This window comes from Thermosynechococcus sp. B1 (genome assembly GCF_030322985.1).
Taxonomy (GTDB): domain Bacteria; phylum Cyanobacteriota; class Cyanobacteriia; order Thermosynechococcales; family Thermosynechococcaceae; genus Thermosynechococcus.
Genome location: NZ_CP096573.1, coordinates 2,555,663 through 2,576,966, shown reverse-complemented (window position 1 = coordinate 2,576,966; position 21,304 = coordinate 2,555,663). Strand labels below are relative to the sequence as shown.

Below are 21,304 nucleotides of genomic sequence, written 5' to 3'. Positions count from 1 at the left end.
GTAACGACCGTGCAAACACGTCAACTGCGCCTGTGGCAACGCTTTGCTCTCTATCTTAGTGGAGCGATCGCCCCTTGGGTACTGAGTACCGCTGCCCTTGCTGGCGATCCTTTCCGTACTGGCTCGCAGGCGCGACCCATTTCCGATCAAACGGAAGCCGTCTTTGTTGCCCTCTTTCGCGATGGTAACTATGTCAAAGGTAAAGAGTTACTGCCGGCGGCCTTGGAGCGCGATCGCCAAGAACCCCTAACCCTGACCTTGGCTGCTGCCATTGCCTATCTCAATGAAGACTGGGCAGGGTACAAACGCTATGCTGAGGAGACCCTGCGCGCTGCCCAAGCCCTCACGAGCCGCGATCGCCTGCGGGGAAATCTCTATCAAGCCGTGGGGCATTTCCTGATGGCCGGCTATGAAATTTCCGATGCCGGATCGGGGCCTGTGGCTGGTGCCCCCGCCGCTCTGTTGCGGGTACAGCGGGTTCTCGATCATGTGGGGCGAGCCGAAGCCGTCAATCCTCGCGATCCGGAATTGAATCTTGTTCGTGGCTTTATGGAGTGGGGCATTGCCAGTAATGTGGGCTTTGTCAGCATGGATCGGGCCATTCAAACCCTGCAAACCTACGCCGCTCCCAATTACTTGAGTTATCGAGGCTTGGCCTTGGCCTATCGCGATCGCAAGCAATGGCCGCAGGCCTTAAACGCCGTTGATCAAGCCTTGGCACTTGCCCCCAACAATCCTGAGCTGCTCTACCTCAAAGCCCAAATTTTAGCCGCCAGTGGCAACCGATCGCAGGCACAGCAATATTTCCAGCAAGCCCTAGCCAAACAAAGCCAATTGCCGCGAGGGATTCGCGAGGAAATTCAGCAGTTTAGCCGCCGCCTTTTGCCCCAAGGCTAGGTTGTTGTCTCAGACAGCAGCTTTACTATTGGCAGCTTGGCAATATCTGTGCTGAGCAGGGGCTGAACCTGTTCCAAAATAGCGAAAATTTCTTTGCGGCAGTTCCACTGAGGGATTTCGCCATAGCGAAGCGTGAGTTGCGTTAAAACTTCCAGCGCATAATCAGGAAAGTCCAGTGCATCAGCAATTGCCGCCAGTCTTAGCAAGTGGCTAGGGCTCTGTAGGTGCCGATTTTGCTGCTGTTGATTCTCATTGAGCAAATCCCGCAGGTAAATTGCATCGGCCCATAGCAGTTGACCCCCTCGCCGTTGGGAGCAAAATGGGGAAACGTAGCGCGGTAATCGGCACCAACCATCATTGGTGAGTAGGTCAAAGAGCACAAAACCTTGAGCGCGCAAATATGCATCAATATCCCCAAAGAGGGGCTGCCCCCTGTAAACCTCCGAAAACTCAACTTCAACCATGATTGCTAAAGTACTTGCTGCCAGAAGCTGCTCACCGCCTTGCAACACATCCAGATCTGCCCCTTGGACATCCACTTGCAGGGCATCTATGCTCTCTAGTCCTTCAGCTTGGGCAAATGCGTCAAGGGTAGTTGTTTCCACCTGAACAGTTGCCGCCACATTCAGGCTAGGATTAAATCCTTGAAATCGCGATGTGTAGCTCAAATTTGGTGGATATAAAGAACTGCAATGAATGGCGTTGGTAATGTAAAGGGTTGATTCTCCCACCTCTTTGCCCAGCGTCAGCGGATAGTGACGCTCAAACCAAGTGATTCCTTGGGCTGCTAAGGCGGTATTGGCCTCATCACAGGCGTCGGCATCCGCATCAAAACCATAAATTCTGAGATTGGGGGCAAAGATATGCCATGGAGATTGGGCATAATCATCCTCATGATAGATTTTGCGAGAGCCAACGATGCACAGCGTTAAAGAAATTGGATCGAGCTTGCCTGCCGCTTTTAGCGTATTGTTAACGAGTCCCATAGCAAAGTAAAACTTCTACGACATCAACGACAATTCTGAATTGTGCCCTAGCGAAGACTGCCTTTTGCTCAATCATCGCCACCTTGGTAAGGCGAGCAATCCAAGAATTTTCACCCCCTTGGCTCCCCAAGATTTCAGTCCTCGTGATAGGTTAACGGTGAAAATGCGACAGGATGCAGGACTATGCACGCCAGAACCAAAGGGAAATCGCTTGTCCGCTGACTGGATGTGGGTAAGGCCTACCGTCAGCCCAACGGTCAGGTCACTGGCATTTTTGGTTGCGCCTACGTCTGGGTTTGAGGGTGTTCCATCTTTGGGAAAAGGGCTGTACCGCTCCTGTGCGACGATAAATATAAGCAGCCAAAAATCTGGAGATGGAGAACTTCCCTCACCCGATGATTGATGAACTATTGGAACTCTCGCCCAACTGGGGACTGGATACCCTGTTGTTACTTGTGGTGTTGTTGGCACTGGAAGCGGTTCTCTCAGCGGACAATGCGATCGCCCTAGCGGCCTTGGTACGAGGCATCGAAGACTTAGATGAGCAGCGGCGGGCACTCAATCTAGGACTGGCCATTTCTTACGTTTTTCGCATTGGCCTGATTTTCACAGCGACTTGGGTCTTGCGGTTCTGGCAGTTTGAGTTGGCGGGGGCACTCTATCTGCTGTGGTTATCGGCAAAGTACTTTTTCTTTACGACCGAGCCAGAACATGAACACGAGCGGGTGATTCGTTCTTTTTGGCAGGCAGTCCCCCTACTGGCCTTAGCGGATTTGGCCTTTTCCCTCGATAGCGTGACAACGGCGATCGCCCTGTCGGATGAGCGTTGGCTGGTATTACTCGGCGGCACGATTGGCGTGATTATGCTGCGCTTTATGGCGGAGCTATTTATCCGCTGGCTGAAAGAATTTCCTCGGCTTGAGGATGCGGGCTATTTCACAGTGACGCTGGTGGGTCTGCGGCTGCTCATTCGCGTGATTAATCCCCAACTGGTACCCTCGGACTGGGTAATGATTAGCCTGATTGCCCTTTGCTTTACGTGGGGCTTTTCCAAGCGGGAGGTGGAGGAGTCAGACACCCCCCCAACCCATCCCAAATCAACCCATGAGCCTACATCTCATACACCCAAGAGGTGAAGGCCGGCTCCCAAGGCACCAGTTCCTGCGTTTGGAACCAGAGATTGATTTCCCGCTCGGCATTTTCGGGACTGTCGGAGCCGTGAATTACATTCCGTCCCACATCTACAGCAAAATCGCCCCGTAGCGTTCCCGGTTCAGCATTGAGGGGATTAGTGGCACCAATCAGTTTGCGGGCATTGGCAATCACCCCCCGGCCTTCCCAGACCATGGCCACCACCGGTCCAGAGGTAATGAAATTCACTAGCCCCGCAAAGAAGGGCTTATCTTTGTGTTCGCCGTAGTGCTGCTCTGCCAATTCGCGGCTGACCCGCATCAGTTTGAGGCCGACCAGTGTGTAGCCTTTTTGTTCAAATCGTTGGATAATCGTCCCCACTAGCCCACGCTGCACGCCATCGGGCTTAATGGCTAGAAATGTCCGTTCCACGCAGTATGTCCTCTGCTCGATCTACAGGATTGATTTTACGGTTTTCGGGGGTCGGATGCCGCTACCACTGTACCAAGTTGATGCCTTTACCCAAGAACCCTTTCGGGGTAACCCGGCGGCCGTATGTGTCCTAGGGACGTTTTTTGAGGATGCAACCTTGGGGGCGATCGCCCGCGAAATGAATCTTTCGGAAACGGCTTTTGTCGTACCGCTGGCCAGTGGCTTTCACCTGCGCTGGTTTACCCCTGTGGCAGAAGTGGATCTCTGTGGTCATGCCACCCTCGCAACGGCCCATGTCCTCTGGCAGCATCAGGGGGTGGTGGGGGATCTAGAATTTCACACCCGCAGCGGTCTCCTGCGTGCCCAGCGCCTTGGGGATTGGATCGCCCTTGATTTTCCGCGGCAGCCCGTAATGCCCCTTGCGGATCAGCAGGTGCAAGCCTCAATCATTGCAGCGCTCGGGACAACGCCGGTGTTTATGGGGCAAGCGGGGAGCGATCTGCTGGTGGAACTGGCCGATGCCGATGCGGTAGCACAGTTGAAACCTGATTTTGACCAGATTGCCCGCCTGTCCTGCCGGGGATTGATTGTGACCGCCCGTGGCGAGAAATATGACATCATCTCTCGCTTTTTTGCCCCCCAATTGGGCATCCCAGAGGATCCCGTCACTGGCTCTGCCCACTGTAGCCTCTATTCCTACTGGCAACCCCAGCTCGGTCAAGAGGAACTCATTGCCTATCAAGCCTCCGTCCGGGGCGGCGTGATTAAAATGCAACCCCAAGGGGGCGATCGCCTGCGGCTATTGGGTCAGGCGGTTACGATTTTCGCTGGGGAACTCCTGCTTTAGAATTCAATCCCCGGCTGGGCTTTAACGCCCTGTTCGCGAAAGGGATGCTTGACAAGGGTCATTTCCGTCACCAGATCTGCGGCGTCAATCAGGGCTGGGGGAGCACCGCGTCCGGTGAGAATCACATGGGTCATTTCTGGCTTGCGGGCAAGTCCCTCGAGCACCTGTGCCACGTTTAAGTAGTCCAGCTGGAGGGCGACATTAATTTCATCGAGCAGTACCAAGCGGTACTCGGGGTTGGTGATGTAGCTGAGGGCAAGTTCCCAAGCGGCTTGGGCGCAGGCGATATCCCGCTGGCGGTCTTGGGTTTCCCATGTAAAGCCCTCCCCCATCGCATGGAAGGCCAGTTGGTCTGACCAATGGCTAAGAACCGCTTTTTCCGCTGGCTCCCACGCCCCCTTGATAAATTGAATAATTGCCACTCGATAGCCATGCCCCAAGGAACGCAGCACCATGCCAAGTGCCGCCGTGGTTTTGCCCTTGCCGTTGCCCGTATGGACAATAATGAGACCTTTTTCACGGGTGCGCTCCGCGAGGCGTTGGGCCTGCACGGCTTTGCGCTGCTGCATTTTTTGGCGGTGCTGTTCGTCAGTGAGCATGGGCTAGCTGGCAAGGTACTCGTGAATATCGCCGCGGCGTTTGCGGAGTTTGCTGAGGGCTTCCCGCTCAATTTGCCGTACCCGCTCGCGACTGATGTTGAGCAGTTCGCCCACTTTGGCAAGGGTGAGGGGCTGGCCATTCTCTAGGCCAAAGCGTAGGGAGAGCACATGGCGTTGCTGCGGGGTCAGATCTGCCATCAGCCGTTCAAGGTCACTGCGCAACGAGGATTGAGCGGCAAACTCCTCCGGTGAAATGGAAGGATCCTCGAGCAATTCCCCCAACTCCGTATCCTGATTATCGCCGACACGGACATCAAGGGAGAGGGGCTGTCGCGCCCGTTCAAGATATTCCCGCACTTGGGCAGGGGTTAATTCCAGTTCTGCCGCCAGTTCATTAATCGTGGCAGCGCGACCAAGGCGTTGGGACAGTTGTCGCTGGGCTTTTTTGATTTTGTTCAGCTTTTCGGTAATGTGGATGGGCAGACGGATCGTGCGCCCCTTTTCAGCGATCGCCCGTGTAATGGCTTGGCGGATCCACCAGTAGGCATAGGTGGAGAAACGATACCCCTTGGTGGGGTCAAATTTTTCTACCCCCCGCTGCATCCCGATTGTGCCCTCTTGGATTAGATCAAGCAGATCCACATTGCGCTTGATGTACTTTTTGGCAACCGAAACCACCAGCCGCAGGTTGGCCTCCACCATTTTCCGTTTGGCGCGCTCACCATTTTCGATAATTGTCTCTAATTCTGCTTCACTCATGTTGGCGGCGGCGGCCCATTCAGCACGGGTGGGTTCACGGTTGAGTTCTGCTGCGAGCTTTTCGCGAATCTCGTTCATAGCGGCAAGCTGCTGCACCTGTTTGCCGTAGATCACTTCCTGTTCGTGGGTGAGCAATGGCACACGGCCAATCTCCCGTAGGTAAGTGCGCACTAAATCTTTTGAGGTATCCATAGTCCCTATCGCTCGTTCTCAAGGTTGACAGCAGTGATTCGTCCAAGGCCTAGGAATATCGTTTTCTCTATAGGATGGGCGATCGCCCCTGCTAAAGATCGCGGCCAAGCCAACGGTGCTTTAACAGCGTTTTCGGAGATACGTTACATATATTAAGAATCTTAACATTTCTAAATCTGTTCATCGGAATACTAACACCGACCTTTGGCGGTTCTTAATCTTTTTTTTATATTTGCCCCATTGAAAAGTCTCTATGAATTTTGAAAATACAGACGGAGTTAATAAATCTTTAGTTCACGCCTCAGCCCTACTGAAGAGTTATCCATTCTCGCGGCTAGGGGTATGCAGTCGCGTCTTAGGAATGAGATGTATTTTCCTGGAGTAGGGATTTAATTTGTGCTAACAACTGCCCCAGTTTCCCCTCCTCAAAAAGGGCATTGATCAGGGCTAGCCCGCTAGTGGCTAGGAGCAGTTTATTGAGATCAGCAGGGGTGCCCCCGTTGGCAAAGGTATAAATTTTGGCATCGCCAATCACCCCCGGTTGCGGGGCAAGGGCTTGGAGAACTTGTGGCAGTTGCGGTGCCAGTTCTGGCCAGAGGGCTGTAATCACTTGAGCTGTCAAGTTAGCGTTGCTAATCACATTTTTGGCCGCGAGCATGGCCTCCATCCCTTCAGCTTCAGCAAGGGCTTTATCACGGTTGGCCGCCGCAAGGGTGCGAATCGCTGCCGCCTCCAGTTCCGCTGCCTGTTGGGCAATTTCCGCTTGCCGCCGCCGCCGAAAGGCATCAATTTCCACAACGTTTTGCTCTAGCACCCGTTTTTCAGCCGCTTCCCGCTCTGCGGCAATAATCGCTAGGTTTTTCTGGCGATTGGCTTTTTCCACTTCGATGGCGGTGGTGACCGCAGATTCTGCCCGTGCCCGCTCGGCTTCGGCAATCAGACTTTCTTTTTTCTTGGTGGCAACGGCAATCGCCACATCCTCTTGGGCAAGACGCGCTTGACGCTCGGACTCCGCAATGGCCACCTGCGCTTGCAAACGGTTGGCCTCCACCTGCTGCTGGCGACTGATCTCGGCGATTTCTGCCTCCTGCTGTTGCTGGGCTTGCGTTACCTTGAGGAGTTTATTTTTTTCCTCCAGTTCAATGCTGGCCTCAATTTCCTTCTGTTGGATGGCGAGTCTTTTGCGGATTTCTTCTTCCTCAACCGCTTGGGCTTGGAGCAACTTTGCCCGCTGAATCGCGGCTGCCTCTGCTGCTTTGGCCTCCTCAATTTCCCGCTCCCGCTGCGCCTTTAGGGCTTCCACCTTCAGGCGTTGGCTCAACAGTGCCGCTTCTTTTTCCTCTTCAATTTGCAGGGAGCGTTTTTGGGCATCCAGTTCCTTTTGTTCGATCGCTACCCGGGTTGAGAGTTCGACTTCCCGCTTTTGCTGAATCGAGCGTTGAATCGTTTCTGTGCGCAGCCGCACCCCCTGAGCATCAAAAAAGTTGTTTTCGTCGTAGGTGTCGCTCTCTTGGACTTCTGAGATGGCAATGTTGTTGAGGGTGAGTCCAACTTTTTGCAGATCCTGCTGCATCAGGTTGAGTACCTCTTGGGCAAACCCCAGTTTGTCGGAGTCAATTTCAGCAAGGGACTTGTGTTTTGCAGCTGCGCGAATGGCATCGTCCGCCCGTTTTTCAAGGGCATTCTTGATGTCTTCGGGGGTAATGCGGTTATTTTGCGAAAGGCGAGCGGCGGCAGTGAGGACATCCTCTTCGGTGGCATTGATGCAGACATAAAAGGTGACCCGCATATCAGCCCGCAGATAATCTTGGGTGCGCACCGCCAATTTGCCCGTTCGCTCTACGTCAATGGAGATTTCCCGCAGCGGTACCCGTGTCAACTCATGGAACCCCGGCAGGGCAATGCAGCCACCATTGAGAATGACTGTTTTTTTCTTAACAAAAATCCCCCCTGTGCGCACAAAGGCTTCGTTGTTGGGGGTAATGACATAGACGCGCGTGTAAGCCCAAATGCTCAGGAGCAGCAAAATCACAATGCCGGCAATCACACCGGGAAAAAAGAGCAGCCCACCCAGATTACCCATGACAATGGGGGGAGACTCGGCCAGTACCGTGGCTTTGGTTTGGGTGCGGGGGGGTGCTGGCAATTCTGGTGTCGGTAATGCCTGCAAAAATGTCAGCCAGTAAAGCATAGAACTGCCCCCTCAGCGTTAATTTCAGTGTGGCATTTTGGGGGCGATCGCCCGCTATTTTTAAGGGTTCTTTAATTCGCTGGAGCCACTTCAGTGGTTGAGGCCACGGCGGCATCTTTGCGCTTTTTCTTCTCTGTGACTGTCACAGGTCGCATTTCAATATGGTTGAGCAGTGTCGTGACAAAGGCAAAGAGCAAAAAGGGCAAGGTTAAGACCAAAATTAGCCCCCCGACCAGAAACGCCTGCACGGGATTGTTGTAGAGGGTAAGGGATGCGGCCAAACCAATAAAGATCACAATCAGCCAAACAATGACTTGGCCATAAATATCCCCGAAGGTGAGGGTGCAGACGAAACGGTATTTTTGTAAGCCGTTTTGTAGTTCATTGGCCATAGGGGCTATCCTCGCGGCGTATGCTGAACAGTTCCAGTTAAAAAATAAGCTTTTGGCTCAGGGGGAGTAAAACGGAGGTTGCGTGACAGGGTTGGCAAGTACAGAGAAACGAAGGTACCTGAATTTTAGAAAACCTGCCCCCAAGATTAAAGCCCTTGCAACAAATGTACAAACTTTGGTTAGAAAAAGCGGGCACGGGCATTGGACAGCCCTTTTCTAACATTGGGATCCACCAAACCCGCCTCTGTGATCGTGGCTTTCAGAAGCTGGCGTGTCTTCTCTCGGTGTGAAAAGGGCTGTAATATGACAGATTGTATCAAAACTGCACCGATCGCCCCCGAAGCACTCTATGGGTACGTTTTACCGTTTGACCACCACGGCGGGTTTACAGGCTGCCCTTGGCACATTATCTCCCGCAACCACCCTTGGTTTTGTACCGACAATGGGGGCACTGCATGGGGGGCATGCCGCCTTGATCCAGCGGGCACGGCAAGAGTGTGATGTGGTCGTTGTCAGTATTTTTGTCAACCCGCTTCAGTTTGGTCCCCAAGAGGATTTGGAGCGCTATCCCCGTGCCCTTGAGGCTGATACGGCGCTTTGTCAGCAGTTAGGGGTGGATCTGCTCTTTGTGCCCAGTGTGGCTGAACTGTATCCAGCGGGGATGGAGAGTCTGACGGTAGTTGAGCCACCAAGGGAATTAACAGAACGCCTCTGTGGGCGATCGCGCCCCGGCCATTTTCGCGGGGTAGCAACAATTGTGCTGAAGCTCTTGCATTTGGTGCAGCCCGATCGCGCCTATTTTGGCCAAAAGGATGCCCAGCAGTTAGCAATTATTCGCCGCTGTGTGGCGGATTTGAATCTGGACGTGGAGATCATTGGCTGCCCCATTGTCCGTGATGCCGATGGCCTTGCCCTCAGTTCCCGTAATCAATACCTCAGTGCGGGCGATCGCGCCACCGCCTTAGCCCTAAGTCAGAGCCTAGAGGTAGCCACCACCGCCTTCCGCCAGGGCTGCTTTGAAGCTAAGCAGCTATTAGAGCAGGTGCACCACCATCTGCGCCAGTTTCCCCAGTTGCGCCTCGACTATGCCGAATTGGTGCATCCCCAGACCCTTGTGCCCTTGGAACGCATTGAGACCGTGGGACTGCTGGCGATCGCGGGTTGGGTGGGGCAAACGCGCCTCATTGACAATTGCCTATTGGATCGCCGCCTGCCGATTCTGGCCGTGGATGGCCCTGCCGGCGCGGGGAAGTCAACCGTGACGCGACTAGCAGCCCAAGCCCTAGGGTTGCAGTACCTTGACACCGGTGCCATGTATCGAGCAGTAACTTGGTGGTGCTTGGCAAATAACATTGATCTCAGGGATGAGCCAGCCGTCGTAGAGGCGATCGCCCATTGTCAGTTGCGTCTTGAGAGCAGCGATCCCCCTCAACCCACACGGGTGTGGATCAACGATCGCGAGGTCAGCCAAGCGATTCGTTCCCTAGAGGTGACGCAGCGAGTGTCCCAAATTGCCGCCCTGCGGGGTGTGCGACGGCTCATGGTACAACAACAGCGGGCGATCGGAGCCAATGGGGGCATTGCTGCCGAAGGTCGTGATATTGGTACCCACGTCTTTCCCGAGGCGGGCTTGAAAATTTTCCTAACGGCCTCGCCCGAAGAGCGTGCCCAGCGCCGCTGGCAGGAATTACAACAGCAGGGACAATGCGACCTCTCCTATGAGGAATTGCTCGCTCAGATTACCGCTCGCGACACAGCGGATCAGCAACGCACCTACGCCCCCTTTCGCAAAGCTGCCGATGCCATAGAAGTCTGTACGGACAACTTGGGGATCGATGAGGTAGTGAGTAAAATTGTCCATCTCTACCGCAGTCGCTTTCCTCAACCTTGATGAGCAAGGGAGATTTCCCGTACAGTAGCAGAGGAGAGTTCACGCCGAGCACATTTCTATGGATCGCAATCCCCTCGATCTTGTACAACAACTCTACTACACCGGTATTGGAGCGGCTGCTGCTGCCATTGAATCCCTACAGGATGAGGCCAAACGCCAAGAATACCTGACGCAACTGCGGGTGGATGCCCGCCAATTTGCCACCGTCTGTGCTGAGAAAGGCCGCCTCACCGAAGCGCAAGCACGGGAACTGATTCAAACCTTCATTGCCCAACAGCAGCAACCCTCTTCGACCCCTGAGCCTGCTCCTCGCGAGAGTGCTGACTTAGCCGCAGATATTCAAACGCTTCTCGAAACGCTGCGCGCCATTCGCCAAGACCTACAGCAGGATTCTCAGGCACCCACGCCCTAGGATTTGCGCATTACGGGAAGTAGGTGCCCTTAATGATTGCTCTTTAGTCGTTGTCCCAGCACTCACGGCCAATGAGGTCGCCAATGCGATCGCGCAGCATAAAATCACAGCGCTCTAGCTCTGCCTCAATGAGGGGCCACTCCCGAACGGGCACAAACTGGCAGAGGGTGTAAATGGGCTGCTGCCGACTCACCACACCTTTGGCCACCAGTCGTCGTGCTTCATCTTTGACGAGTTCGATGGAGTATTGAAGGGATTGAACCATAACATCCTCGTTTGGCTGAAGAGACCCTAGGATTCAGAATTGGCAAAGTGTAATATCCAATACTGAACTATTTTAACTTTTGCCCTAGGGAGCTACCTGTCATAATAACAAATGTTTCCTAAGTCAGGGGGTTCTGACCAAAAAATCCTACCACTGGTGGAAGCGAGTGGCGCCTCACCTGTTCTTGAAGTTACATTGACTGTCACTGCCCCAGAGCATCGTTTATCCTAGAGAAAGGCAATGCCAAACAAAATCTAAAGACTGCCCCATGGCTTTCCATCTTCCCCAATTGAGCTGCCAACTGCGCCCAGAGGTGGCCGCCCTCCAACCCGAACTTGTGCAGTGGCGACGCTATTTGCACCAGCGACCAGAATTGGGCTTTCAAGAACACCTGACGGCGGCCTTTGTCAGTGAGAAACTGCGGCAATGGGGCATTCAGCATCGCACGGGTATTGCGGAAACGGGAATTGTGGCCGTGATTCCGGGATCGCGACCGGGGCCAGTGCTGGCGATTCGCGCCGATATGGATGCGCTGCCAGTGCAGGAGGAAAACGATAAGCCCTACCGCTCTCTCCATGAGGGGAAAATGCACGCCTGCGGGCACGATGGTCACACAGCGATCGCCCTTGGGACTGCGAAATACCTTGCTGAGCACCGCGATTTTGCTGGTACGGTCAAAATCATCTTTCAACCAGCGGAAGAAGGTCCCGGTGGGGCTAAACCCATGATTGAAGCGGGAGTTCTCGATGCCCCCAAAGTGGATGGCATTATTGGCCTGCACCTCTGGAATTTTCTGCCCGTTGGTACGGTGGGGGTGCGTAGTGGGCCGTTGATGGCGGCAGCGGAATTCTTTGAGTGTGAAGTACACGGCAAGGGGGGACACGCCGCTTTACCCCAATTTACGGTGGATACGGTTCTCGTTGTTGCCCAGATCATTACGGCCTTGCACACTATCGTCTCGCGCAACGTGGATCCCCTAGAGACGGCAGTGATCTCCGTGGGGGCAGTACATGCGGGCACCGCCAAGAACGTGATTGCCGATACCGCGACCTTTCGGGGAACAGTGCGATACTTTAAGCCAGAGTTGGGGGACTGGCTACCCCAGCGCATTGAACAGGTGATTGCGGGTATCTGTCAGAGTCATGGTGCCACCTATCGCTTTCACTATGAGCGGATGTATCCCCCCACCGTCAACGATGCCAAGATGGCGAAATTAGTGCGCTCTGTTGCTGAATCGGTGGTTGAGGTGCCGGCTGGGGTCACGTCCCACTGTCAAACGATGGCGGCTGAGGATATGTCGTTTTTCCTGCAAGCGGTTCCGGGCTGCTACTTCTTTTTGGGGTCGGCCAATGGCACACTGGGGTTAGATTTCCCCCACCACCATCCCCGCTTTGACTTTGACGAAACTGTTTTAAGTATTGGGGTTGAGCTGTTTGTCCGCTGTGTGGAGAAATACTGTGGTCTAGTGGAGACCTAAATTTCCTATGTCCCTCACAGTGCTTATTGCCGATGATGATCCCGGCATCCGCCTGTCGGTGAGTCGCTTTTTGGAATCCGAAGGGTACTGTTGTCTGACGGCGGGAGATGGTGCCCAAGCCCTCGAAATGATCCACCGCTATCAGCCTCACCTGCTGATTACGGATATTGCCATGCCGAATATGAATGGCTATGAGTTGGTGCGGCAGGTGCGCCAGCATCCCTCGTTACGCTTACTGCCAGTGATTTACCTAACGGCACGCACAGAACTAGAAGAGCGGATTCGCGCCTATCGCACCGGGGGCGATGTCTATCTCTCCAAGCCCTTTGACCTCAATGAGTTGGCAGCGGTGGTGCGTAATCTACTCGATCGGGCACAACTGGTACAAATGGAGTGGCAGCACCGACAGCAGCCCTTCTCAACCCCGAAAACCCAGCAGATTAGGGTTGATCTGACGCAGCGGGAAAAGGACGTTTTGGCTTTGCTGGTGGCGGGACTCTCCAATGCCCAGATTGGCGATCGCCTGCACTTGAGCGCCCGAACGATTGAAAAGCACGTCAGTAGTCTCTTTCAAAAAACAGCGGTTCACAATCGGGCTGAGCTGGTGCGACTGGCCATTGAACAGGGCTTGGTGGAGCGACAAACCAGTTCCCAAGCTTGAGCCATAGCTGTTACCGTCAAGGAAGAGTGTTGAGGAACTGAAACCCGATGCAACGGATTCCCCCTGCCCCCGGCCAAGAATCGGTTTGGGACTATCCCCGTCCGCCCCGTGTTGAACCCACCTCAAAACACCTGCGGGTGGTCTTTAATGGTGTGGTGATTGCCGACACCCAGCGGGGACAGCGGGTATTAGAAACCAGTCATCCCCCAGTGTATTACTTTCCGCCAGAGGATGTACAGGCGCAGTATCTGCTGCCCTCAGCACGGCAAACCTTTTGCGAGTGGAAAGGACAAGGCGCCTACTACCACGTCAAGGTGGGCGATCGCCAAGCGGATAATGCAGCTTGGTACTATCCCAAACCTACCCCTGCTTTTGCGCCAATCTGCAACTACATTGCCTTCTATGCTGCTTTGATGGATGAATGCACCGTGGATGGTGTAGTGGTGATTCCGCAACCGGGGGGCTTCTATGGCGGCTGGATTACTCCGGACATTGTCGGCCCGTTTAAGGGGACACCGGGGACTTGGGGCTGGTAAGGGCTGCTAAGTGTTTCTCAAATCACTCCATCTGCGCCACTTTCGCAACTACAGCGAGCAATCGGTGACGTTTGCTGCGCCAAAAACCATCGTCGTTGGGGACAATGCCCAAGGCAAGTCCAATTTGCTAGAGGCTGTGGAGTGGCTGGCCACACTGCAATCCCATCGCACCCATCGCGATCGCGACCTTATTCAGCAGGGACAAGAGAGTGCCCAAATTGAAGCCACCCTAGAGCGCCAAGGCATCCCCCTTGATCTGGCGGTGAGTTTGCGACCGCTCGCAGGCCGTGTCCTACAGGTGAATGGCTGTACCGTTAAGCGCACGGCGGAATTTCTGGGGCAACTCAATGCAGTGGAATTTTCCTGCTTGGATTTGGAACTAGTGCGGGGCACACCGGCCATTCGCCGCAACTGGTTGGATCGGATTTTGGTGCAATTGGAACCCCTCTATAGCCAACTGCTGCAAACCTACCAAAAAGCCCTGCGCCAACGGAATGCTCTCCTCAAACAGGCCGGCAGCCAAGGATGGGATGAAGCCCTCTGGCAGGCATGGAATCAGCAATTGGTGATCAATGGCACCCGCATTATCCGCCGCCGACAGCGCCTCATTGAACGCTTGGCACCCTTGGCTCAGGAGTGGCATCGCGTGTTGAGTGGCGATCGCGAGACACTCACTTTGACTTATGAGAGCCATGTGCCCCTTGGGGATGGCACCTCTGAAGCGATTGTGGCTGCCTTTAATGAGGCCTTGGCCGCTCGCCGCGCCATTGAACTGCTGCAAAAAACCAGTCTGGTGGGACCGCACCGTGATGATGTGGGCTTGTGCCTCAATGAGCAAAGTGCCCGTCAATTTGCTTCCCAAGGGCAGCAGCGCACGCTGGTATTGGCGCTGAAACTGGCGGAACTGGCTCTTGTGGAAAGTGTGGTGGGCGACACTCCCCTTTTGTTGTTGGATGATGTCCTCGCCGAATTGGATTTGCAGCGGCAGGGAATTTTATTAGAGGTGATGGGCGATCGCTACCAAACGCTGATTACCACCACCCACCTTGCCCCCTTTGCCACCCCCTGGCGCAAGCATGCCCAAATTCTCAAGGTGACGGCGGGGACGATCGCAAGCGTGCCTGACACTGCTGCTGAAACCAGCAACTAATCTGGGGAACGGTTAGCTCGGCAATGGGCACCCCCTCCCTTGCAGCAATTTGCCGCAGTTGCTTGAGGGCACTGATCAGAATTTGGCCGTACCACGTCATGAATCCCCCTTGGCGCTGCTCCTCCGCTTGCAACTGGGGATCGGCAGCAACGAGTTCATAGACTTGGGCTTCCGTCAGGGCTTCGAGGGGGTTTCCCTCAGTCTTAGCTCGCAGATAGCGCTGGGCATACACCGCTACTCGAATGGCAAAGCGATCTGCGGCCGGTAAGAGCAGTTGATCAATCTCTTGACACTCACTGACGGTGAGCAGATCTGCAGGATTCATGAACGGCTTAGGCCAGTCCAGCGGGTGTCGGTGCCGCTGTGGATTCTTGGATATTAATCACGTTGGGCGTAAAGAGAAAGACACCATCCCCAAGGCGCGATTGATGGCCATTGATGGCATAGGTACTACCAGCGGCAAAATCAGAAATGCGCTGTGCCTCGGTGACATCGAGGTGCTCTAGGTTGAGAATCACTGCCTTGTCAGCCCGCAGCGCTTGAACGATCAGGGTCGTATCACTGAGGGACTGCGGTTTGATCACCACTACTTCATAGCCACTACTCAAGGAATGACCAAAGGCAGTCAGTTCACTCATGACAACTCCCCCCTGGGAACATAGCAACAGTACCTACGATTCAATAATGACATTAGACTTCATCCTGTTATACCGACTACATCAAAATTTATGCAAATTCCAGCCTTACAGTCTTGGCACTGCGTGAATTTTTGAGCATGCATAGCTCTTTCTAATATCGGTTGCAGCCCCCACTGGGCATAGGCAAGTTACTGGTTGCGCACTAGAATAGGCGCACTTAGGTTTAGGAATGTCTCAATGATCAAACGTAGCCAAGCGAAGCGATATGGCTCCCTTGGGGCGATCGCCCTTCTGAGCGCGTATCTCGTGGTCGCGAGTCCTCACCCCGCCTTGGCGATGCACATTAGCGAGGGGTTTTTGCCCCTTGGCTGGGCAGTGGGCTGGTGGCTGGTTTTTTTACCCTTTTTGGCATGGGGACTATGGGCACTGCGACAACAGATTCAACAGCAACCAGAGTCAACCCTGCTGATTGCCTTAGCCGGTGCCTATGCCTTTGTCCTCTCTTCGTTGAAGATTCCTTCCGTTACGGGTAGCTCTTCCCATCCGATGGGGATTGCCTTGGGAGCCGTTCTCTTTCGGCCACCGCTGATGACCGTCTTGGGAACATTGGTGCTGCTCTTTCAAGCCCTGCTCCTTGCCCATGGCGGCCTGACCACCCTAGGCGCTAATGGCTTTTCGATGGCGGTGGTGGGACCTTGGGTGGCTGGGTTGACCTATTGGGGGATGTCCCGTGCCACGACTAAGCCAGCGATCGCGATTTTTAGTGCTGCTCTGATCAGTAACTTGGCCACCTACTCGGTGACTTCTTTACAATTGGCATTGGCCTTTCCCGATAGTATGGGTGGGGTGGCGACGGCTTTTGCCAAGTTTGCGGCGCTCTTTGCTGTGACGCAGATTCCCCTAGCGATCAGTGAAGGGTTACTCACGGTGTTGGTGTGGAACTGGTTGACCACGTACTGCACAGCAGAATTGCAAACCTTAAAACTCTTGCCTGGAGGGGAATCCAATGAATAAAAAAACAGTGGCGTTCCTATTGGGCGGCGCAATTCTCTTAAGTACACTTCCCCTCCTGCTGGTTAAGGGTGACTTTGAAGGTGCCGATGCCCAAGCCGAAGCGTTAATTAGCGAGGTGGCGCCAGACTTTGAACCTTGGGCAGAGCCATTGTTTGAACCCCCCAGCGCCGAAGTCGAGTCACTGCTTTTTGCCCTTCAAGCGGCATTGGGTGCAGGGGTCATGGGGTTTATCTTGGGTCAGTACCGCGAACGCCATCGCCAAAAGGCAGCCGCCGCCTCAAAATCGCAACAGTCCTGAGCAGTCAATGCACCATCACCTCGATACCTATGCCTATACCAATGGTCTGCGGCATCTGCACCCTGAACAAAAGCTGATTTTCGCGATCGCCAGCCTGTTATTGACGTTTTTTGCTCGCCCCCTTGTCCAGAGTTTGCTTTGGCTGTGGCTGAGCTTTTGGATTCTCGGCTATGCCCGCATTCCGTGGCGGGTTTATTTCACCCTCTTAGCCACAGTTGCTGCGTTTTGGCTGGTGAGTTTGCCGGGGTTAGTGGTACAAATCATCCCGACGGAGACTTTACGGGCTTCGGGGCAAGTGGTTCTCAGTGACATCTCCCTAATGGGCTGGTCGTTCTTTATCAGTGCCGAGAAATTGCACCAAGGCTTAACCCTAGGACTGCGGACAATGGTTGCCAGCACCTGTTTACTATTGATTTTATTGACGACCCCCTTTCCAGCCCTGTTGAGTGTGGCCGAACGCTGGCGGGTTCCCCATTTCATCCTCGATATTCTGATGTTGATGTACCGCTATATCTTCACCCTCTTAGAAACCGCTTTCACGCTGCAATTGGCGCAGCGGGCACGGGGCGGCTATCAACGGCGATCGCGCTGGCTCGTTAGTGTGAGCCTGTTGGCGGCTCAACTCCTGCAGCAGTCTCTGTACCGCTATGAACAGGTGAACCTTGCCCTGCTCAGTCGTGGCTTTCAGGGGCAGTTTCGGGTATTGCGCCCCCAGTCCTATGCCTATTCGCAACGCTATGGCCTTGAAATCGTCATTGGTGGCGGTGCCCTCATTCTGCTGAATGCAATCACCTGAGATGTCTGTGCCGCTACTGGAATTTCATCAGGTTGGCTTTCGCTATCCCAATACCACTACCCCCGTGCTGCAAGACTGCTCCTTTACCCTAGAGGCGGGACAGAAAGTTGCCCTTTTGGGGCTGAATGGCTCAGGCAAATCAACGCTCTTTTATCTGGCAGCGGCCCTCTATCGGCGCGATCGCGGTGAAATTTACTGGCAAGGGCAACGGCTCGTCCATCAACCAGAGCGACTGCGGCAGTGGCGTCAACGCATTGGCTTGGCCTTTCAAGACCCCGAACAGCAACTGGTGGCAGCCACCGTGGCGGAGGACATCTCCTATGGGCTGTACAACTTAGACCTACCCACCGCCGAAATCGAAGCGCGTTTGTACCAAACCCTACAGGACTTTGATTTAGTGGAGCTTGCCGATCGCCCCCTGCATCATTTGAGTTTGGGGCAAAAACGGCGGGTGGCACTGGCTGGAGTAATGGCCTTAGCACCGACGCTATTACTGCTCGATGAACCCACCACCTATCTCGACTCTCAGCAACGGCAGCAACTGGGGCGGGTTCTAGAGAAAATCCACCAGCAGGGAACCACGATTGTGATTGCCACCCATGATCTTGATTTTGCCTATGGCTGGGCCGACTGGATCATGATTTTGGCCAATGGTCATGTAGTGGTGAGCGATCGTGCTTCCCATGTCTTTGGGCAGTGGCCGACCCTTGCTGCTGAACTTGGAACACCCACCCTCCTTGCCCTGTGGCAACAATTCCCCGCCTCATGGCGACAGCATCGCCCCTTTCCCCGTACGGTGGCGGACTGCAGCCAAGAATTGATAGCCCTTTTTCAGAGCCTTTTACAAAACGGTCCCCCTTAAACCCCTCTCGGTTCTGTCGCTAAGTGCTGTTCAATGGGCATAATAGGAGCGATACCCTTTACCGATCAGCGGCACATATAAAACTGTATGGCTACAATTATGATTGTTGATGACAGCCCCACCCTGCGGGCAATGATTGTTCAGCTGATGAAAGAGCAGAACTATGACGTTGTTGAGGCCGAGGATGGTATCGAAGCCCAAGAAAAGATCAAGGCTCAATGTCCTGATTTGGTGATTCTGGATGTGGTGATGCCGCGCATGAATGGTTACGAACTGTGCCGCTGGATTAAGGGTGAAGCGGCTTGCCAAAGTGTGCCCGTGATCATGTGCACCACCAAAAGCGAAGAGTTTGATATTCACTGGGGTAAAAAGCAGGGGGTGGATGCCTACATCACCAAACCCTTTGATCCTGCAGAACTCATTGCCACTGTTAAACAACTCCTAGGATAGTCCTAAATCCAAGACGGCAACCACATCCGCCTAAAAAAGTCTTGGGGCGTCAGGGGTAGTCCTAAGTCAAGGGGCAGCCAGTAGAGGAAGCCCCCAACAACCACCCCGAGGACGGCAATGCGTGCCCAGCGTGCCCAAACTCCCCAATCGCGGCTGGCTTCCCAGACCAAGGCCAAGGCCATAAAGCTATAGAGGGCAGCGGGGAGGTAGTGATAGATAAAAACACAGCGGCTCACCAGTGCCCAGGGCAAGAGATTGGCAGCATAGTTTAAGAGCACAAAACGACCTGCGGTTGTGGTCAAGCTAAGGGGGACAAGAGCCACCGTGGCCAAGGTGCCCAGCCACAGCAGGGGGGGATTAAAGAGGGCATAGACGGCATAAACCCATTGCGTATCTGCCAGTGGTAGGGGCGGGCCAATGACCGGCACGGGTTCACTGAGGGTTTGCACCCGCTGAAAAAAGTAGCTCATGGGGCGCAGCAAGAGCGGCCAAGACCACCACGGCGAACAGTAGGGATGGGCAGTACTGGCAACACTGCGATGAAAGTTAAACATTTGGCGATGGAGGTCAAGTAGGCTCTGGTGGAGATGAAACTGGAGATGGGGTAGCCAGAGCAGGGTATAAACCACAAAGGCGACAACGGGGAGTAGCAGGCACATCTGCCACCACTGGTAAGTGGTCTTCCATTCAGCAGGCAGCGGTAACCTCTGCTGGAGAAGCCAGAAAAGCCCTACCCCCAACAGGAATCCCAAGCCACTCCACTTCACTGCCCCACAGGCGCCAAAGGCAACACCTGCGGCCATCAGCCAGAGCGATCGCCCCCTTCCTCGGTAGCGCAGCCCCCACAACCAGAGAATCTGTGCCACCACCCCAAAAAGGACAAGGGAGATATTGATGAGAGCATAGCGGGACTCCACCAAAAAGAGGCCATCGAGGGCAATAAAGAGTCCCGATAACAGTGCCACTCGCGATCGCCGCGTCAGGAGATAGGCCAACACTGCCACCGCTATGGGAATCAGTGATCCCATCAGGGCATTCAACCAGCGATAGCCCCAAGGGTGAAAGCCGCCCCCCAGCCAAATGCTCAGGGCAATCAGGTATTTTCCCAAAGGCGGATGGGCATCAAAGAAAGGAACACCGGCGAGATAGTTGTGGCCAAAGCGGGCAAAATAGACCTCATCAAATACCAGTGTGGGAAAGCGAGTCAGCCCCCAAAAGCGGGTGGCAAGGGCAAAGAGCCACAGCAGCAGTAGCCCCAAGGGCATCCTAAGCCGCTCCCTGCAACTCCGCTGTCCGCACCGCAATCCGTTGGCTGCGATCGCCCCGTTGAACGGTCAGGTTGAGAACTTGCCCCACAGCAGCACTATCAACAATCCCCTGCAACTGATCGGCACTGGTAATCGGTTCCCCATCCACGGCTGTAATCACATCCCCCCAGCGCAGACCGGCTTTTGCCGCCGGTGTATTGGGCAACACTTGCAGGACAAGAACGCCATTGACCTCTGGCAGAATCACTGGTGAGTTGGGGTTAGCATTGTTTTCCTTGGCCATTGCTGGCGTGAAGGTGGTCATTTGAATGCCAATGTAGGCGTGTTGAATTTTTTCACCGCGAATCAGGCGTTCTTGCAGCGCTTTGGCCTTATTAATTGGAATCGCAAAGCCAATCCCCATGGCATCGGCACGAATGGCAGTGTTAATGCCAATCACTTCTCCCTCTTCGTTGAGCAACGGCCCCCCAGAGTTGCCGGGGTTGATGGCCGCGTCCGTTTGAATAAAATCAAGGCGCTTATCGGGGATACCCACTTGGGCGCTGGAACGGTGGAGTGTACTGACAATGCCCAATGTGACGGTGTTATCAAGGCCAAGGGGATTCCCGACGGCGATCGCCCAATCCCCCACTTTCACGTCACTGGAATCGCCAAGGGGCGCAGTGGGTAGTGGTTCGGTGACCCCTTTGAGTTTGACAATCGCTAGATCAGATACCTCATCCACGCCGCGCACCTCGCCCTCAAAGACGCGGCCATCCTTGAGGCGCACTGTTACCGTATCTGCTTGACTCACCACATGGGCGTTGGTCATAACAATGCCACTGGGATCAATGATGAACCCCGACCCCTGACCCCGCAGCCGATCCTCTTGAGGGGGCAAGGCTAAACCGGGGAAAAATTGGCGAAAGAAGGGATCACTCAAGAGGGGATCCGCTGGGCGCACAATCGTGCGTTCGGTATCAATGCGAACAACCGCATCGCCAACCCGCTCCACTGCGGCTGCCACAAAACTATGGTGAGCTGCTGCTGCCCACACCGGTGTACCGCTACTGAGGCACCAAACAAGGGCAAGGCCAAGGCAGCATTTGAGGGTCTGCTGAAGCAAATGGGCAAGGCGTTTCATCATTGGTGGCCTAAAGCGCAACAGATTCATTTCTGAT

General features: G+C 54.5%; 25 protein-coding genes. 14 read left to right on the top strand and 11 right to left on the bottom strand.

Features of this window, described 5'->3' with window-relative positions:
* Positions 1 to 9: 9 nt before the first annotated feature.
* On the top strand, positions 10 to 897 hold the full coding sequence (locus M0644_RS12765) for a Sll0314/Alr1548 family TPR repeat-containing protein (protein WP_286625989.1): 888 nt from the start codon (positions 10 to 12) through the stop codon (positions 895 to 897).
* Here the strand turns inward: M0644_RS12765 and M0644_RS12760 are convergent.
* A complete protein-coding gene (locus M0644_RS12760; protein ID WP_286625987.1) occupies positions 894 to 1,883 on the bottom strand; it encodes an FkbM family methyltransferase in 990 nt (329 codons plus the stop codon). The two genes, M0644_RS12765 and M0644_RS12760, sit on opposite strands and share 4 nt — an antisense overlap.
* A 395-nt stretch (positions 1,884 to 2,278) precedes the next feature.
* Between M0644_RS12760 and M0644_RS12755 the strand changes: the two genes are divergently transcribed.
* Complete coding sequence (locus M0644_RS12755; protein ID WP_286627196.1) at positions 2,279 to 3,019, top strand: TerC family protein; 741 nt, start codon at positions 2,279 to 2,281, stop codon at positions 3,017 to 3,019.
* Here the strand turns inward: M0644_RS12755 and ndk are convergent.
* Positions 2,994 to 3,446, bottom strand: a complete 453-nt coding sequence (gene ndk / locus M0644_RS12750) for a nucleoside-diphosphate kinase (protein ID WP_149821431.1) — start codon at positions 3,444 to 3,446, stop codon at positions 2,994 to 2,996. The two genes, M0644_RS12755 and ndk, sit on opposite strands and share 26 nt — an antisense overlap.
* Positions 3,447 to 3,501: 55 nt before the next feature.
* Between ndk and M0644_RS12745 the strand changes: the two genes are divergently transcribed.
* The gene (locus tag M0644_RS12745; protein ID WP_286625986.1) at positions 3,502 to 4,293 is read left to right on the top strand and encodes a PhzF family phenazine biosynthesis protein; all 792 of its coding nucleotides are present in this window, start codon (positions 3,502 to 3,504) and stop codon (positions 4,291 to 4,293) included.
* Here M0644_RS12745 and cobO read toward each other — a convergent pair.
* The 4 genes from cobO to M0644_RS12725 form a co-directional block, all read right to left on the bottom strand.
* Positions 4,290 to 4,892, bottom strand: coding sequence for a cob(I)yrinic acid a,c-diamide adenosyltransferase (cobO, locus tag M0644_RS12740; protein WP_149821427.1), 603 nt, complete (start codon positions 4,890 to 4,892; stop codon positions 4,290 to 4,292). The genes M0644_RS12745 and cobO overlap by 4 nt on opposite strands.
* A 3-nt stretch (positions 4,893 to 4,895) precedes the next feature.
* On the bottom strand, positions 4,896 to 5,843 hold the full coding sequence (locus M0644_RS12735) for an RNA polymerase sigma factor, RpoD/SigA family (protein ID WP_149821425.1): 948 nt from the start codon (positions 5,841 to 5,843) through the stop codon (positions 4,896 to 4,898).
* Between the two features lie 355 nt (positions 5,844 to 6,198).
* On the bottom strand, positions 6,199 to 8,034 hold the full coding sequence (locus tag M0644_RS12730; protein WP_149821423.1) for a flotillin family protein: 1,836 nt from the start codon (positions 8,032 to 8,034) through the stop codon (positions 6,199 to 6,201).
* Between the two features lie 71 nt (positions 8,035 to 8,105).
* Positions 8,106 to 8,426: a hypothetical protein gene (locus M0644_RS12725; protein ID WP_149821421.1), complete on the bottom strand. Its 321-nt coding sequence runs from the start codon at positions 8,424 to 8,426 to the stop codon at positions 8,106 to 8,108.
* Positions 8,427 to 8,775: 349 nt separating this feature from the next.
* On the opposite strand from M0644_RS12725, the gene M0644_RS12720 reads away from it, so the two are divergent.
* Positions 8,776 to 10,317 carry a bifunctional pantoate--beta-alanine ligase/(d)CMP kinase gene (locus M0644_RS12720; protein WP_286625984.1) on the top strand — a complete coding sequence of 514 codons (1,542 nt, stop codon included), beginning with the start codon at positions 8,776 to 8,778 and terminating at the stop codon, positions 10,315 to 10,317.
* Positions 10,318 to 10,375: 58 nt separating this feature from the next.
* Positions 10,376 to 10,729, top strand: a complete 354-nt coding sequence (locus tag M0644_RS12715; RefSeq protein ID WP_286625982.1) for a hypothetical protein — start codon at positions 10,376 to 10,378, stop codon at positions 10,727 to 10,729.
* Between the two features lie 43 nt (positions 10,730 to 10,772).
* Here the strand turns inward: M0644_RS12715 and M0644_RS12710 are convergent, their stop codons facing one another.
* Complete coding sequence (locus M0644_RS12710; RefSeq protein WP_024123956.1) at positions 10,773 to 10,994, bottom strand: DUF4327 family protein; 222 nt, start codon at positions 10,992 to 10,994, stop codon at positions 10,773 to 10,775.
* A gap of 268 nt (positions 10,995 to 11,262) precedes the next feature.
* Here M0644_RS12710 and M0644_RS12705 point away from each other — a divergent pair, with 268 nt between their 5' ends.
* From M0644_RS12705 to recF, 4 genes are read left to right on the top strand one after another with little or no spacing between them, the layout of a single operon-like run.
* Positions 11,263 to 12,471: a M20 family metallopeptidase gene (locus M0644_RS12705; protein WP_286625980.1), complete on the top strand. Its 1,209-nt coding sequence runs from the start codon at positions 11,263 to 11,265 to the stop codon at positions 12,469 to 12,471.
* A gap of 7 nt (positions 12,472 to 12,478) precedes the next feature.
* Positions 12,479 to 13,132, top strand: coding sequence for a response regulator transcription factor (locus tag M0644_RS12700; RefSeq protein WP_286625979.1), 654 nt, complete (start codon positions 12,479 to 12,481; stop codon positions 13,130 to 13,132).
* Between the two features lie 47 nt (positions 13,133 to 13,179).
* Positions 13,180 to 13,668 (top strand): DUF427 domain-containing protein, encoded by a 489-nt coding sequence (locus M0644_RS12695; RefSeq protein WP_286625978.1) that lies wholly within the window; start codon positions 13,180 to 13,182, stop codon positions 13,666 to 13,668.
* A 10-nt stretch (positions 13,669 to 13,678) separates the two neighbouring features.
* Positions 13,679 to 14,818 carry a DNA replication/repair protein RecF gene (recF, locus tag M0644_RS12690; protein ID WP_286625977.1) on the top strand — a complete coding sequence of 380 codons (1,140 nt, stop codon included), beginning with the start codon at positions 13,679 to 13,681 and terminating at the stop codon, positions 14,816 to 14,818.
* Here recF and M0644_RS12685 read toward each other — a convergent pair.
* Together M0644_RS12685 and M0644_RS12680 are read right to left on the bottom strand one after the other, a co-directional pair.
* A complete protein-coding gene (locus M0644_RS12685) occupies positions 14,757 to 15,143 on the bottom strand; it encodes a hypothetical protein (RefSeq protein ID WP_286625976.1) in 387 nt (128 codons plus the stop codon). The genes recF and M0644_RS12685 overlap by 62 nt on opposite strands.
* A gap of 7 nt (positions 15,144 to 15,150) precedes the next feature.
* Positions 15,151 to 15,456: a cell division protein SepF gene (locus M0644_RS12680; RefSeq protein ID WP_149821405.1), complete on the bottom strand. Its 306-nt coding sequence runs from the start codon at positions 15,454 to 15,456 to the stop codon at positions 15,151 to 15,153.
* 237 nt (positions 15,457 to 15,693) lie between these two features.
* On the opposite strand from M0644_RS12680, the gene M0644_RS12675 reads away from it, so the two are divergent.
* From M0644_RS12675 to M0644_RS12655, 5 genes are all read left to right on the top strand, one after another.
* Entirely contained in the window at positions 15,694 to 16,470 is a 777-nt protein-coding gene (locus M0644_RS12675) for an energy-coupling factor ABC transporter permease (RefSeq protein ID WP_286625975.1), read from the top strand.
* On the top strand, positions 16,463 to 16,768 hold the full coding sequence (locus M0644_RS12670) for an energy-coupling factor ABC transporter substrate-binding protein (protein ID WP_149821403.1): 306 nt from the start codon (positions 16,463 to 16,465) through the stop codon (positions 16,766 to 16,768). The genes M0644_RS12675 and M0644_RS12670 overlap by 8 nt, the downstream gene beginning before the upstream one ends.
* Positions 16,769 to 16,775: 7 nt before the next feature.
* Positions 16,776 to 17,564 carry a cobalt ECF transporter T component CbiQ gene (gene cbiQ, locus M0644_RS12665; RefSeq protein ID WP_286625974.1) on the top strand — a complete coding sequence of 263 codons (789 nt, stop codon included), beginning with the start codon at positions 16,776 to 16,778 and terminating at the stop codon, positions 17,562 to 17,564.
* On the top strand, positions 17,551 to 18,426 hold the full coding sequence (locus M0644_RS12660; protein WP_286625973.1) for an energy-coupling factor ABC transporter ATP-binding protein: 876 nt from the start codon (positions 17,551 to 17,553) through the stop codon (positions 18,424 to 18,426). The genes cbiQ and M0644_RS12660 overlap by 14 nt, the downstream gene beginning before the upstream one ends.
* Before the next feature lie 87 nt (positions 18,427 to 18,513).
* Positions 18,514 to 18,876 carry a response regulator transcription factor gene (locus M0644_RS12655; protein WP_149821397.1) on the top strand — a complete coding sequence of 121 codons (363 nt, stop codon included), beginning with the start codon at positions 18,514 to 18,516 and terminating at the stop codon, positions 18,874 to 18,876.
* 2 nt (positions 18,877 to 18,878) lie between these two features.
* Here the strand turns inward: M0644_RS12655 and M0644_RS12650 are convergent, their stop codons facing one another.
* Positions 18,879 to 20,141, bottom strand: coding sequence for a phospholipid carrier-dependent glycosyltransferase (locus M0644_RS12650; protein ID WP_286625971.1), 1,263 nt, complete (start codon positions 20,139 to 20,141; stop codon positions 18,879 to 18,881).
* 1 nt (position 20,142) lies between these two features.
* Entirely contained in the window at positions 20,143 to 21,270 is a 1,128-nt protein-coding gene (locus M0644_RS12645; RefSeq protein ID WP_149821393.1) for an HhoA/HhoB/HtrA family serine endopeptidase, read from the bottom strand.
* Between the last annotated feature and the right edge of the window lie 34 nt (positions 21,271 to 21,304).